The 12,592-nt window shown below is 77.0% G+C and carries 12 protein-coding genes and 4 tRNA genes; 5 read left to right on the forward strand and 11 right to left on the reverse strand.

Annotated features, from left to right (window positions below; genetic code table 11):
* Nucleotides 1-624, forward strand: a 624-nt coding sequence (locus tag KVT14_RS14155; RefSeq protein WP_217616260.1) for a helix-turn-helix domain-containing protein, incomplete at its 5' end; no start/stop codon positions are given.
* Nucleotides 625-629: 5 nt separating this feature from the next.
* On the opposite strand, the gene KVT14_RS14160 is transcribed toward KVT14_RS14155, so the two are convergent.
* The 5 genes from KVT14_RS14160 to KVT14_RS14180 all read right to left on the reverse strand — a co-directional run bounded on the left by KVT14_RS14160 (nucleotide 630) and on the right by KVT14_RS14180 (nucleotide 6,899).
* Nucleotides 630-1,127, reverse strand: a complete 498-nt coding sequence (locus tag KVT14_RS14160; protein WP_217616261.1) for a hypothetical protein — start codon at nucleotides 1,125-1,127, stop codon at nucleotides 630-632.
* Between the two features lie 10 nt (nucleotides 1,128-1,137).
* Nucleotides 1,138-1,620, reverse strand: a complete 483-nt coding sequence (locus KVT14_RS14165; RefSeq protein WP_217616262.1) for a DUF1269 domain-containing protein — start codon at nucleotides 1,618-1,620, stop codon at nucleotides 1,138-1,140.
* Nucleotides 1,621-1,718: 98 nt separating this feature from the next.
* Nucleotides 1,719-2,744 carry a hypothetical protein gene (locus KVT14_RS14170; protein ID WP_217616263.1) on the reverse strand — a complete coding sequence of 342 codons (1,026 nt, stop codon included), beginning with the start codon at nucleotides 2,742-2,744 and terminating at the stop codon, nucleotides 1,719-1,721.
* A 9-nt stretch (nucleotides 2,745-2,753) separates the two neighbouring features.
* A complete protein-coding gene (locus KVT14_RS14175; RefSeq protein ID WP_217616264.1) occupies nucleotides 2,754-6,431 on the reverse strand; it encodes a bifunctional RecB family nuclease/DEAD/DEAH box helicase in 3,678 nt (1,225 codons plus the stop codon).
* 60 nt (nucleotides 6,432-6,491) lie between these two features.
* Entirely contained in the window at nucleotides 6,492-6,899 is a 408-nt protein-coding gene (locus KVT14_RS14180) for a phage holin family protein (RefSeq protein WP_217616265.1), read from the reverse strand.
* A gap of 165 nt (nucleotides 6,900-7,064) precedes the next feature.
* On the opposite strand from KVT14_RS14180, the gene KVT14_RS14185 reads away from it, so the two are divergent.
* Nucleotides 7,065-8,003 carry a glycoside hydrolase family 26 protein gene (locus KVT14_RS14185; protein ID WP_217616266.1) on the forward strand — a complete coding sequence of 313 codons (939 nt, stop codon included), beginning with the start codon at nucleotides 7,065-7,067 and terminating at the stop codon, nucleotides 8,001-8,003.
* Nucleotides 8,004-8,051: 48 nt separating this feature from the next.
* Here KVT14_RS14185 and KVT14_RS14190 read toward each other — a convergent pair whose 3' ends face one another.
* The 5 genes from KVT14_RS14190 to KVT14_RS14210 form a co-directional block, all read right to left on the reverse strand.
* Nucleotides 8,052-8,738 carry a DUF6766 family protein gene (locus KVT14_RS14190; RefSeq protein WP_217616267.1) on the reverse strand — a complete coding sequence of 229 codons (687 nt, stop codon included), beginning with the start codon at nucleotides 8,736-8,738 and terminating at the stop codon, nucleotides 8,052-8,054.
* A gap of 85 nt (nucleotides 8,739-8,823) precedes the next feature.
* The gene (locus KVT14_RS14195) at nucleotides 8,824-9,240 is read right to left on the reverse strand and encodes a hypothetical protein (protein WP_217616268.1); all 417 of its coding nucleotides are present in this window, start codon (nucleotides 9,238-9,240) and stop codon (nucleotides 8,824-8,826) included.
* A 97-nt stretch (nucleotides 9,241-9,337) separates the two neighbouring features.
* Nucleotides 9,338-9,412: transfer RNA gene (locus KVT14_RS14200), tRNA-Val, on the reverse strand.
* A gap of 16 nt (nucleotides 9,413-9,428) precedes the next feature.
* A tRNA-Cys gene (locus KVT14_RS14205) sits at nucleotides 9,429-9,499 on the reverse strand.
* A gap of 53 nt (nucleotides 9,500-9,552) precedes the next feature.
* Nucleotides 9,553-9,624, reverse strand: a tRNA-Gly gene (locus KVT14_RS14210).
* A 228-nt stretch (nucleotides 9,625-9,852) separates the two neighbouring features.
* Between KVT14_RS14210 and KVT14_RS14215 the strand changes: the two genes are divergently transcribed.
* Nucleotides 9,853-10,974 (forward strand): chorismate-binding protein, encoded by a 1,122-nt coding sequence (locus tag KVT14_RS14215; protein WP_217616269.1) that lies wholly within the window; start codon nucleotides 9,853-9,855, stop codon nucleotides 10,972-10,974.
* Nucleotides 10,971-11,843: an aminotransferase class IV gene (locus tag KVT14_RS14220; protein ID WP_254630953.1), complete on the forward strand. Its 873-nt coding sequence runs from the start codon at nucleotides 10,971-10,973 to the stop codon at nucleotides 11,841-11,843. Before KVT14_RS14215 ends, KVT14_RS14220 begins: the two co-directional genes overlap by 4 nt.
* Nucleotides 11,844-11,868: 25 nt before the next feature.
* Here KVT14_RS14220 and KVT14_RS14225 read toward each other — a convergent pair whose 3' ends face one another.
* Nucleotides 11,869-12,297 carry an SsgA family sporulation/cell division regulator gene (locus KVT14_RS14225; protein WP_154728987.1) on the reverse strand — a complete coding sequence of 143 codons (429 nt, stop codon included), beginning with the start codon at nucleotides 12,295-12,297 and terminating at the stop codon, nucleotides 11,869-11,871.
* A 219-nt stretch (nucleotides 12,298-12,516) separates the two neighbouring features.
* Between KVT14_RS14225 and KVT14_RS14230 the strand changes: the two genes are divergently transcribed.
* Nucleotides 12,517-12,588: transfer RNA gene (locus KVT14_RS14230), tRNA-Val, on the forward strand.
* Nucleotides 12,589-12,592: the final 4 nt, after the last annotated feature.

Genomic DNA, 12,592 nt, shown 5'->3' on the forward strand with positions numbered 1-12,592 from the left:
CTCGCCGCGCTCACCGGCGCCGACACCGCCGCGGGACCGGCGGACACCCGGATCGCCTCCCCGCTCGACGCCCTGGTCGCGGCGCGCCGCGCGCGGGCCCGCGGGGACGCGCCGACCGCCGTGCGGCACGCCCGGGTCGCCGCCGGCTGGGCCGCCGACGTGGGGGAGACGCTGACGCAGACCGAGGCCACCCTCCTCCTCGCCGACCTCGCCGAGGAGCGAGGGGCCCCGACCCTGGCGGACGACCTGGCCCGGCGGGCGCTCGCGGTCGCCGGCACGGAGCGGGTGGTCCGCCCGTTCGTCGTCCCCGGCGGGGCGGGGCGCGCGGCCCTCGCGCGGGTGCTCCCGGAGCGGGGTGACGCGCTCGCGGCGGCGCTGGTGGCGCACGTCGGGACGCCCGAGGCCGCGCCCGAGCCCGAGCCGCTGCCCGTGCCGCTGACCGACCGCGAGCTGGGCGTGCTCGCGGCCCTGCCGAGCATGGCGAGCAACACCGAGATCGCCGAGGAGCTGTTCGTCTCGGTGAACACCGTCAAGGCGCACCTGAAGTCGCTCTACCGGAAGCTCGACGTGCAGACGCGGCGGGCGGCCGTCGCCCGCGGGCGGTCGCTGGGGCTGCTGAGCTGACCCGCTCAGTGGTGCAGCGCCTCCTTCAGCACCACCATCACCACGCCCAGCAGCCCGACGCCCACGGAGTTCGCCACGCGCGCGAACCCCCGCACGCCGCCGGACGTGGCCATCCGCCAGCCGACCCCGACGAGCAGCGCGGTGTTCGTCAGCAGCGCGATCCGCACCCCCGTGCCCGGGGCGACGCCCAGCAGCGCCTCCGCGAGCAGCACCGCCACGGGGACCAGGCACGCGGCGACGAGCGGGAGGCCGTCCGCGACGACCTCCCGCCGCTCCTCGCCGTGCAGGCTGCGGCCCAGCAGGGTCCGCGTCGCGGTCCAGTGGGCGTAGCTCTCCGCCGCCCAGTAGACGAGCAGCGTGCCCAGCAGGGCGAGCGCCAGCCGCGCCAGCCCGATCGATTCGGGGGCGGCCGCGAGCACCGACCCGGTCACCACCAGGCCGTACAGGTGCCCCGCCCGGCGCCGGACCAGCCGGGGCCGGGTCAGCGCCTCGGTGCCGGCCACGGCGGGCCGCTCAGCCGAAGGTCTCGAGCAGCAGGCTCTTCTCGGCCTCGGTCAGGTTCGTGGCGACGAGCCGGGAGCCCAGCCCGTGGAACCGCTCGCCGAGCCGGTCGAGGTCGCCGTCCTGGGTGACCGCCAGCAGCACCGAGGTGCCCTCGGTGGTCTCGTCGCGGAGCTTGATGAGGTCCTTCTCGTCGATCCCGACGCCCTCGACCGACTTGGCCAGGGCACCGATGCCCGCGCCCGCCGCGGCGCCGAGCAGCGGCACGAAGAACAGGCCGCCGACCAGCAGGCCCCACAGCGCGCCCCAGCCCGCCGCGTGCTTGCCGCCCTCGTGGTGGTGGTGCAGCTCCGGGCGCTTCTCGCCCTCGGGCCAGGACACCACCGCGGAGTCCACGACGGTGACGATCCCCTCGCCCTGGGCGTCGCGCAGGGCGCCCCGCGCGCGCTCGGCGCCCTCGGGGGTGTCGAACTTCCAGGCCGTGAACGTCGTCATCGCTCGTCCTCCTCGTGCGGCGGCGTGCGGCGCGCCGGTCCGGGTCCGGGCACGGTGTGCCCGCACGTCACTGTCTCCCGGGTGGAGCGCCGACCGGCTCACCCGGCCTGGGTGAGACTCCCGGCGCCGGGCCCGGTGCCTGCTCCGCTCGCGCCGTCGGCGCCGTCCGCCCAGGCCAGCACCCGCAGCGCACGCAGCGTGATCCAGCGGTTCGGCTCGCCGACCCCGCCGTCCATCACGAGGTGCACCGCGCCGGGGTGCACCCGGTCGAGCGCCCACCGCCCGTCCGGCTGCCGCCGGGACCGCACGTGCGCCACCGCCTCGGCCGTCCGGGGGTCCGGCGGGGCGCCGGTCGCACGCAGGTGGTCGAGCGCCCGCAGCACGTCGTAGTGCCAGGAGAACGGGAACGCGAGGTCGAGGTAGGCGGGGTCGACGACCTCGCCGGTGCTGAGCCGGCGGAGCAGGCCCCGCGCGAGCAGGTACTCCTCCCCGCGCAGCCGGGCGGCGCGGGCGGCGGCGACCCGGGCCTGGTCGGGACCGGTGCCCGGACCGGCGCCCCCGCCGGCCCGCTCGTACGCGAGCAGCCCCTCCAGCACGCAGGCCGTGGTGTCGAACGACGACCGCACGGAGCCGTTCTCCGCCTCGCAGTTCCAGCCGCCGTCCTCGAGCTGCTCCCCGAGCAGCCGGTCGAGGACGCCGGACACGTCGGCCCCGAGCAGGGCCCCGGCCTCGACGGTGCGGCCGTTGATGCACGGCTCGACCTCGCCGTCGAAGTACCGCTGGCCCGCGTGCTCCCAGCGCCCGTGCCGGTCCACCCGGGTGCGCACGTCGCGGGCCTCGGGCGACGCGGGGTCGAGGCCGAGCAGCCCGGGCGTCTGGAGCGAGTGCATCGTCGCGGTCCACGGCTGCCCCGGACCCTCGCCGCGGTAGCCGGCCGGGAAGCACGCGCCGCCGGCCCACAGGCCGTCGGCGTCGCGGGCGGCGAGCAGCCGGGCGCCCCAGCCCTCGCGACCTACCCGCGCGCGCTCGGCGGCGACCTCGGCCGGCGGAGCGCCGGTCAGGTCGCGGAGCGTCTGCCAGCGGATGGCCGGGTCGCCGTCGAGGAGCCACGCGAGGACGTCCATGCGGCCAGGCTAGGCGCGGGGGCCGACACCCGCGTCGTCCCACCGGTGGGCGCCGGCCGCCGCCGTCACGACCTCGCGCCCGGCGCCCAGGCGCAGGAACGCCCCCAGTTCCGCGAGCTGCGCCGGGCTGCCCGGGAGGTAGTCCGTCAGCCGGGGCGAGCGGACGACCACGGCGGCCCACTTCCCGCGGGACAGCGCGACGTTCAGCCGGTTCCGCGACAGCAGGAACTCCATCCCGCGCGGCACGTCCTCGGGGGTGGACGCCGCGAGGGACACGAGCACGACCGGCGCCTCCTGGCCCTGGAACCGGTCGACGGTCCCCACCCGCACGCCGTCGAGGCCGGCCGCAGCGAGCGCCCGGGTCAGGGTCCACACCTGGGCGTTGTACGCGGCGACCGCCAGGACGTCCGCCGGGGCCAGCGGTCGCGCGACGCCGTCCTCGGTCCAGGTCCGGCCCACCACGGCGCGGACCTCGGCGACGACCCGCTCCGCCTCCTCGACGCTGGACACCGCGTTGCCGTCGTGGTCGACCAGCACCGTCCGCACGCCCGCCGGCACGCCGTCGAGGTGCCGCGCGGCGGCGGACGGCACCGCGTGCAGCCGCCCCTCGTACGCGAGCTCGGACACCGGGGCGCACAGGTCGGGGTGCATCCGCCAGGTGGCGTCGAGGAAGTAGCCGAGCTCCGCCGGCAGCGTGTCGTGGCCGTCGGTCAGCCAGCCCAGCGCGGAGGTGTCCACCGGCTCGGGGTGGTGGCCCTGGGACACCTGCGGGAGCTGCTGCGGGTCGCCGAGCAGCAGCAGGTTCCGCGCCCCCGCGGACGCGGCGAACGTGTTCGCGAGCGAGAACTGGCCGGCCTCGTCGACCACCAGCAGGTCGAACCCGCCGTCGGGCAGCCGCTCGGGGTGAGTGAGGTCCCACAGGGTGCCCCCGACCACGAACCCGCCGCGCTGGCTCGCGAAGAACCGGCCGAAGGCGCCGGTGTCCTTCAGCGCGGTCCACGGCGTCGCGGCCGGCGCGCCGGGGCGGGGCTTCTTGCCGACCGCGGCGGGGTCCACGCCCGCGTCGACGACCTTCGCGAGCAGGTTCTCCACGACCGCGTGCGACTGCGCGACGACCCCGACCCGCCAGCCCTCCCCGACCAGCGCGGCGATCACGTGCGAGCCGGTGTGGGTCTTGCCGGTCCCGGGCGGGCCCTGCACGGCCAGGTACGAGCCGTCCAGGTCGCGCAGGGCGGCGGCGATCGCGCCGACCATCCCGTCCGGGTGCTCGGCCGGCGCGGGGAGCGGCCGGCCCGAGCGGGTGCGCGGCGGCAGCCGGCGCGCCAGGTCGAGCGCGGGCTGGTGCGGGACGGCGGGCAGGCCGGCGACGACGCCCGCGGCGAGCGCGCGCAGGGCCGCCGCGATCGTGGCGGTCGGCGGCGGCGGGGTGGGGCCCAGCCCCATCGGCAGCCGGTCGTGCGGCGCCCACGCCGCCTGGAGCCGCTCGGTGACCAGCAGCTCGTCGCGGGCGGACGGACCGTCGCCCGCCGAGGTGACCTCCACGACGGTGAACCCCGTCGCGCAGCCGCGGGTCGCGTGCTCCGGCACCGGGGCGTGCTCCGGCACCGGGTCGTCGAACAGCCCGAAGCAGGTGGCCCCGGCGCGCAGCTCGCTGCCGGGCTCCAGGCGGCCGGTCATCCGCAGGACGCGCTGCTGCGTGCGGGCGCGCGGCGGGGTGTGCCAGCCCGTGACGACCTCGACCCGCTCTGCGACGAACGTGGAGCGCGGGTCGGTCCAGTCCGCGGGGTCCGACGAGAGCCGGTCGTAGTGCGCCCACCAGAACGGCTTCTGCTCGCGCCAGTGGTAGCCCAGGGCGGCGCCGAGCAGGGCGACGGCCTGCTGGTCCGGGGTGCGGCGGCCGGCGTCGCCCTCGGGGCGGTGGGCCGGGTCGTCGGCGTGGGCGGCGAGCGCGGCGACCAGGGCGTCGTGCTCGGGGGCGCCGTCGCCGGTCCCGCCGGCCGTACCGGACCCGTCGGGGTCGCCGGTCCCCTCGGCGCCGCCCGTCCCGTCGGCCACGGCGGGCGGCCCCGGCGGCCGCGGGTGCACGCCCACGTCCGCGGCGCGGGCGAGCAGCCAGTCGCGCAGGTGCCGCGTCGACGCGCAGTCGTACGCGTTGTAGTCGGCGATCGCGGCCAGCGCCGCGCGCCACCCGGCGTCGTCGCCCGCGTCCCGCAGCGCGCACGCCCGCGCGTACTGGTCGATCGAGTCGCCGGCCGTCGTCACCTCGCCGGTGCGGTGCCCCGGCATGTAGAGCGGCTCGAGCTGCTTGAGGGAGGATGACCGCTGCCCGGTGCGGAGCGACCCGCGCACCGTCGCGTACAGGTCGACGAGCACGCCCGCGCGCAGCAGGTCGTCGACGTCGGCCTCGCCGACCCCGTGCCGCGCGGCGAGCCGCAGCAGGGCGGACCTCTCGTACGGGGCGTAGTGGTAGACGTGCATCCCCGGGTGGGCGGCCCGGCGCTCGCGCACGTACGCCAGGAAGTCGAGCAGCGCCTGCTTCTCCTGCGCGCGGTCGTGCGCCCAGAACGCCCGGAACGGCGCCTCGGCCCCCGGGGTCGCGGGGGACTCGACCAGCCCGAACAGGTACTCCAGGCCCCACGCCGCGGGCTGGCCGTCGGTGCCGACCTCCCCGGCGGAGTACAGCGGGTCGCCCTCGAAGTCGAAGAACACGTCGCCCGGGTCCGGGGCGGGCAGCACGCCGATCGGCCGGGGGTCGAACACGTCGAACAGCACCGACCCGTCCCCGTGGTCCTGCCGCGACTGCAGCGCCGCCTGCGCCCGCAGCGTCGTGAGCGTCCCGGTCCCGACGCCGTCGACCGGCTCGGTCCGCGCGGCCAGGTCCTCGATCGTCCGCACGCCCGCCTCCCGGAGCCGGGCGGCCTGCGTCGTGCGCACCCCCGCGACGAGCAGCACGTCCCGCCGCGCCTCGAGCTCCGGCGCGCACACCGGGCAGCGCCCGCACGCCCGGTACCGGGGGCCGCCCCAGGCGGCGGGGGAGCCGCTGGCGCGGTGCTCGTCCAGCAGCCGCTGCAGCCGCCGGCGACGGTCCCGGTACACGGGCACCAGGTCGCGCAGCCGGTGCCGGGTGGTGCGGCCGTCGCCGAGGACGAGCTCCGCGTGGTCGGTGAGCGCGACGCCGGCGGCCGCGAGCTGGTCCGCGTAGGCGGCGACCTGGAGCAGCGCGGCGGGCCGCTCCTGGCGCGCGAGCTTGGCGTCCACCACGGTGTACCGCGGCGTGGGGTGGCCGGGGTCGCGCACCAGGAAGTCGGCGTACCCGGTGAACGTCCCGTCGAACAGCGCGGCCTGGCCGAGCACGTCCACGCCCGCGCGGAGCAGCGCCAGCGTGCGGTCGTGCGCGGCCGCGAGCCCCGCGGCGGTGCGGTCCGCGGGCCGGGGCAGCACCAGCACGCCGCGACCGGTCGCCGGGTCGTACGGGCCGAGCGCGGCGACGTGCGCGTCGAGCAGGCGGCGCTCGTGCTCCGCCCCCAGCCGGCCCGCGCGGGCGGCGGTGGCGTCGACGGCGCGCGGGACCGCCGGGCCGCGGCCGAGCGCGGCGTCGAGAGCGCGGGCCACCGCGAACTGGCACGCCGCCGCCGCGCCGAGGTCGCTCGCGCTCAGGGCGAGCGCGCCGTCGTCGAGGATCTGCACGCCAGGAGGCTACGGGGCGCCGGGGACACGGCGGGCGGCCCGTCGGGCAGCCGCTCGGCGTCACGCGGGCCGGGGTCCTCCGGCCCGCCGCTCCTCGAGCCGCCTGCGCAGGAGCAGGAACGGCAGCACCCACGTCGCCAGCGCCGTGACCAGCCACACGATCACCACCGCGGCGATCCAGGTCGCCGCCCCGCCGTCGACGGTGAGGCCGCCGGTGAACGTCGAGGCGATGAGCAGCGCCACGAACGTGGACACCAGGCCGATCCCGCCGAGGAACGCGCTGGCGTACCGGTTCGCCATCATCGCGATGAACGGCGACAGCACGGACTGCGCCACCGTGAACACGACCACCGCGGCGACGAACCCGCCGGCGGTCAGGTGGAACCCGTCGAGCAGGAGCGAGGCCACCCACAGCCCCAGCGCCGACGACCCGAGGAAGATCAGCACCCGGATCAGGAAGATGATCATGGCGGGCTCCTGCGTCCGGGGGGCCGCGCGGTCGTGGCGGCTGGCACCACCGTCGCGGTGGCACGCGACGACGGCATCACCTCCGCGGGGTGACCTCGCCCGCGGCCCCGCGTCCGGATGCTCAGGATCCGTCAACCGCGCGCCGCCGCCGCCGATCTCCGCGGCATGCCGATCTCCCGCCGGTCGCTCCTGGCCGCCGCCACGGTGGGCGCCGCCGCGCTCGCCCTCTCGCCCGCCACGCCCGCATCCGCCGGGACCGGCCCGGTCCCGTTCGGGCTCACCGTCCCGTGGGGTCCGTTCGACGCACCGGCGTGGTCGGCACGCGCGGCGGCGCTGCGGGCGGCCCCGGCGTACGCGCTCTGGTACGCGTCGTTCACGGAGGCGCCCGACCCCGCCAAGCTCGCCGCCGTGGCCGCCACCGGGGCCGTGCCGGTCCTCACCTGGGAGCCGTGGGACCCGGCGCGCAAGAACCAGAAGGCGTTCGCCCTCGCCCGGTTCCTCGCCGGCGACCACGACGCGACGATCCGCCGCTGGGGGGATGCGCTCGCCGCGTACGGCGGGCCGGTGCACCTGCGGTTCGCCCACGAGATGAACGCCGGCGGCTACCCGTGGGCGGTGGGCGTCGGCGGCAACACGGCGGGGCAGTACGTCGCCGTGTGGCGCCGGGTCCACGACCTCCTGCGCAGCCGTGGGGCGACCCGCGTGGTCCGCGTGTGGTCGCCCAACGTGTCGTTCCCCGGGTCGACCCCGATCGCGTCGGTCTACCCCGGCGCCCAGCACGTCGACGTCGTCGGCGTCGACGGCTACAACTGGGGGACCACGCGCCGGGGCTCGGTCTGGCAGAGCCCGTCCCAGGTCTTCGGCCCGACCGTGGCCGAGCTGCGTCGCGTCGCCCCGGGCAAGCCGCTGCTGCTCGCGGAGACCGCCTCGACGGAGAAGGGCGGCGACAAGGCCCGCTGGGTCACGGAGCTGTTCGGGTGGGCGGCCCTCCAGGGCGACCTCGCCGGCCTCGTCTGGTTCGACGAGAACAAGGAGACGGACTGGCGCATCGCCAGCTCGGCCGCCTCGCTCGCCGCCTTCCGGGCCGCGGTCGCGCCCCGGTGACGGGTCGGCAGCCGCCCGCCGCCGGGAGGGCGTGACCGGGCGGGCCGGTCAGGACTCGACGCCGGTGGCGCCGTGCGGCGCGCCGACGGGCTTGGACTCGGGGGAGCCGCGCTCGCGCAGGAAGATGGCGAAGACCACCATGCACAGCACCGCGAGGAACTCCGACTGCCAGTTCTGCAGCGTCCGGCTCCAGAAGTCCGGCAGCGTGAGGTACTCGGTCCAGGTCACCGGGTCCTGCAGGTCGCGCATCTGCTCCTCGGAGTACGCGACGGCTCCGGTGAGCGACTGCGCGAGCCAGGACCCGAGGAAGATCGCGCCCATGACGAGCGCCAGCGAGTGGGAGTAGAGCCCGAGGCGCCACCCGGGCCGTCGCGCCCAGGATGGGGACGACGGAGCCGCGTACGCCCCGACGCGCTGCTCCTCGTCGCTCTCCCGACCGGCCGAGTCGAGGTTCTTGGACTCGGGCGACCCGCGCTGCAGCAACCAGACGGTCGCGCCGATGAACAGCAGGAACTGCAGGAACTCGGACTGCCAGTTCTCGGTCAGGTCGACCAGGAAGGCCGACGAGGTGAGGTACTGCCCGGCCGTGAGGGGGTCCAGCCCGGCGGCGACCTGCTCGCGGTTGACGAGCGCGAGCCCGCTGACCGCCTGCCCGGCGACGGCCGCGACGAAGATCGCCCCGAAGAACAGGCTCAGGCCGTTCTCCCGCAGCGCGCGCGGCCCCCGGGCGGTCATCGGTGCAACCAGGCGATGACGACGCTGTAGGCGAGACCGAGCACGACGACGGCCAGCGTCGCGGCGAACAGGATGCGCTGCGCCCTCATGCCGCCACCTCGCAGTCGTACGGACGCTCCGGCCGCGGGGTGCAGCCCGCGGCCGTGATGAGCCAGCCGGAGCCGGACCGGCTCAGGAACACGGTGTCGGTCCCGAGCACGGCCTGGGCCTGCCGGCCGGCGACCCGCACCCGCGGTGCGGTGGTGCCCTGCGCGCGGTCCTGCAGGTCGTCCCCGAGGTCGCCCGTGGTGAGCGCGTCCGCGCAGGAGGACCCGGCCTCCTCCTCGACCGCCGCCACGACCGCAGGGGTCAGGTCGGCGCACGCGGCGGCCCCGTCGCCGTCGGCCACGGCGGCGTAGAAGTCGGCGACGGCCGCCGCGGGCGCGTCACCGGGCAGCGTGCAGGCGGCCAGCGGCAGGGCGGCGAGGGCGACGACGACCATCGCCCGGGATCGAGCGGCCATGGCCGGATGCTCGCAGGGAACCGCGACGGCGGCATCTCGGACGGGCGAGCCCCGGGCACGACGAAGGCCCCAGGTCGGTGACCTGGGGCCTTCGTGCTGGTGGGCGATACTGGGATCGAACCAGTGACCTCTTCCGTGTCAGGGAAGCGCGCTACCGCTGCGCCAATCGCCCGGGTGTTGCTACTACGAGGTGGAGATGGGATTCGAACCCACGTATACGGCTTTGCAGGCCGCTGCCTCGCCTCTCGGCCACTCCACCCTGAGACCTCAGTCCTCAGCGACCGAAAGGTCGGCCGGGAGTGTCTGCCTCCGAGCGGACGACGGGATTCGAACCCGCGACCCTCACCTTGGCAAGGTGATGCTCTACCACTGAGCCACGTCCGCGCGCCTGTCCCACCGGTTCTCACCGGCGTTCCTGGTGCGTCGAGAACATTAGCCGACTTCCGAGGCGGGAGTCCAATTGGCCGACCAGGGGCCCGGAGTCCCGCGTGATGACGCGGATCAGCCCCCTCAGCAGCGGCGTCGGGCGCCTCGCCGCCCCCGGACGCGCGGTGCGACCTGCGCCACACGGACGCGGCGCAGCCCTGTCCCCGGGCTGGCTAGCGTGGCCCCGTGACTCCTCCCGACGCCCTCGCGGCGCCGCCCGCCCCCGCCGCCGGCGTCGCCTGGTTCGGCGGGCGGGTGCTCCGCGACCCGGTCGAGCACGTCGCCGACGTCGCGCGCGAGCCCGGCCGGCTGCGCGCCCCGGGGACCTGGGTGCTCGTGGGCGACTTCGAGGGTCCGGTCGCCGCGTGGCGGTTCCGGACCGCCGCGCCGGACGACGAGCCGGCCCCGGACCGCCCGCCCGGCGGCGGCTGGCGCGGCCCCGACGCCGGCGCCTGGACCACCTCCCTCGACGAGCCCGCCTACGTCGCCGCCGTCGCCGCGGTGCGCGCGGCGGTCCGCGAGGGCGACGTCTACCAGGCGAACCTCTGCCGGGTCCTGTCCGCTCCGCTGCCGGTGCGCGAGGGCCGCGAGCCGGACGCCCGCGCCCTCGGCGCGCGCCTCGCCGCGGGCAACCCGGCACCGTACGCGGGGGGCGTGCACGTGCCGGCCGGGGGAGCCGTGCCGCCGGTCTGGGTGGTCACCGCCTCGCCCGAGCTCTACCTCCGGGTCGAGGACGGCTGGGTCACGTCCGCGCCGATCAAGGGCACCGCACCGACCGCGGCCGGCCTGACGGCCAAGGACCGCGCCGAGAACGTGATGATCACCGACCTGGTGCGCAACGACCTGCAGCGGGTCTGCGAGCCGGGCACGGTCGAGGTGACGACCCTGCTCGGCGTCGAGGCGCACCCCGGGCTGGTGCACCTGGTGTCGACCGTGCGCGGGCGGCTGCGTGCCGACGTGCGGGACGCAGCGGACCTGTGGGCGCGGCTGCTGGGTGCGACGTTCCCGCCCGGGTCGGTCTCCGGCGCCCCGAAGTCGTCGGCGCTCGACCTGATCCGCCGGCTGGAGCCGGTGCCCCGCGGCCCGTACTGCGGCGCCGTCGGCTGGGTGGAGGTCGCCGACGACGGGGCGGTGCGCGCGGAGCTCGCGGTCGGCATCCGCACGTTCGTCTGGCGCGACGGGGTGCTGCGGTTCGGCACCGGCGCCGGGATCACCTGGGGGAGCGACCCGGACGCGGAGTGGGCGGAGACGGAGCTGAAGGCGCGCCGGCTGGTCGGCCTGGCGTCCGGCGGGCCGGTGGCAGGATGACCGCCGTGACGAGCGTCGTGTGGGCCGGCGGCCGGCTGCGCGACCCGCGCGAGCCCGTCGTCGCGGGCACCGACCCGGGCTACACGACCGGGCTGGGCCTGTTCGAGACCTGCGCGGTGGTCGGCGGCCGGGCGTTCGCCCTCACCCGGCACCTGGACCGGCTCGCCTCCTCGAGCGCCGCGCTCGGCCTGCCGCCGGTCGACGACGCCGAGGTCCGGGCGGCCGTCGCGGCGGTGCTGGCGGCGAGCGGGCCCGAGGTGGGCCGGCTGCGCGTCACCGTGACCGCCGGGCCCCCGGCGGCCGAGCCGGGCGAGCCGGGTGACCCGGGCGCCGGCCCGGCCCTCGTCGTCGCCGCCGGCCCCGCGCCCGTGCGCGGCCCGGCCCACGTCGTCCGGTCGCGCTGGGTCCGCAACGAGCGGTCGCCGCTGGCCGGGCACAAGTCGACCTCCTACGCCGCGGACGTCCTCGCGCTGGCCGCGGCGGTGCGCGCGGGCGGGGACGAGGCGCTGCTCGCGAACACCCGCGGGGCGCTGTGCGAGGGCACGACGTCGAACGTGCTGGCGGAGGTCCACGGCGAGCTGCTCACGCCCGCGCTGTCCTCGGGCTGCCTGCCCGGCGTCACCCGTGCGCTGGCGCTGGCGTGGGCGGCGGAGGCCGGCCTGCCGGTCCGCGAGGCGCGCGAGGACGAGCTGCCGTGGCGGGTGGTCGACGACGTGCGCGCGGGCCGCGCCGGACTGGCGCTGGCCGGGTCGCTGCGCGGCGTCGTCGGCGTCGAGGTGGTCGAGGGCGCGCCCGTGGCGGTGGGGCCGGTCACCGCCGCGCTCGCCTCGCTGTTCCGGGCGCGCGCCGCCGACGACCTGGACCCGTAGGCCCGGGTCCGCGAGGTCGGACCCGTCAGGCGGTGAGGAGCGCCGCGATGAGGGCGGCGATCTCGCCCTCCATGCGGTCGCTCTCGGTGCCGAGCGCGACGAGCTGCTCGGTGGCGGTGAGGAACCGCTCGAGGGGCTCGGACGGGGACGCGAGCAGCGCGCTGCCCTCGATGCCCGTGAGCGAGACCAGCGTGAACATCGGGTCCTCGTCACGCCACACCTGGACGTCGCCGCAGCCGGCGGGGTCCTCGGCGTCGGCGAGCATGCCCTGGAGCAGCAGCTCGCGGCCGAGCAGCCACACGGAGGTGGACTGCGGCGAGGTGAACACGGCGCGGACCGTGTAGGGGTCGCTCACGCGGTAGGACAGCTCGGCGGTGACAGGCAGGACGCTGGCATCGGAGCTGATGAGCTGCATGGCGACGGTCTCGACGACGTCGTACGAGCGCTGGGCCACCGCATCCTCCTTCACACACGTCTCGCGAGAAGACCATCATGACGCACGGGTCGCCAGGAACGGAGGTCCCGGGCCGAACTTCACCCACCCGGACGCCTCACCCCGTCGCACCCGCGGCCGACGGCGCGCGACCGGCGCCCGGGAGGTGCCGCTCCAGGAGCGGGGACGCCGAGCCGATTTCGGATCCGCGCCCCGGGTCGGGTAATGTTCTCGTCTGCCGGGCGATTGGCGCAGTGGTAGCGCGCTTCGTTCACACCGAAGAGGTCACTGGTTCGAACCCAGTATCGCCCACCGG

The sequence above is a fragment of the Cellulomonas sp. GbtcB1 genome (genome assembly GCF_019091725.1).
In the GTDB taxonomy this organism is placed as follows: domain Bacteria; phylum Actinomycetota; class Actinomycetes; order Actinomycetales; family Cellulomonadaceae; genus Cellulomonas.

Bases quoted from the DNA above. Each gene is read 5' to 3' on its own strand.
- KVT14_RS14165 (WP_217616262.1), bottom strand. From the start codon at position 1,620: ATGACGACGTTCACGGCCTGGAAGTTCGACACCCCCGAGGGCGCCGAG.
- KVT14_RS14220 (WP_254630953.1), top strand. From the start codon at position 10,971: ATGACCGCCGTGACGAGCGTCGTGTGGGCCGGCGGCCGGCTGCGCGAC.
- KVT14_RS14190 (WP_217616267.1), bottom strand. From the start codon at position 8,738: ATGACCGCCCGGGGGCCGCGCGCGCTGCGGGAGAACGGCCTGAGCCTG.
- KVT14_RS14195 (WP_217616268.1), bottom strand. From the start codon at position 9,240: ATGGCCGCTCGATCCCGGGCGATGGTCGTCGTCGCCCTCGCCGCCCTG.
- KVT14_RS14180 (WP_217616265.1), bottom strand. From the start codon at position 6,899: ATGATCATCTTCCTGATCCGGGTGCTGATCTTCCTCGGGTCGTCGGCG.
- KVT14_RS14170 (WP_217616263.1), bottom strand. From the start codon at position 2,744: ATGGACGTCCTCGCGTGGCTCCTCGACGGCGACCCGGCCATCCGCTGG.
- KVT14_RS14185 (WP_217616266.1), top strand. From the start codon at position 7,065: ATGCCGATCTCCCGCCGGTCGCTCCTGGCCGCCGCCACGGTGGGCGCC.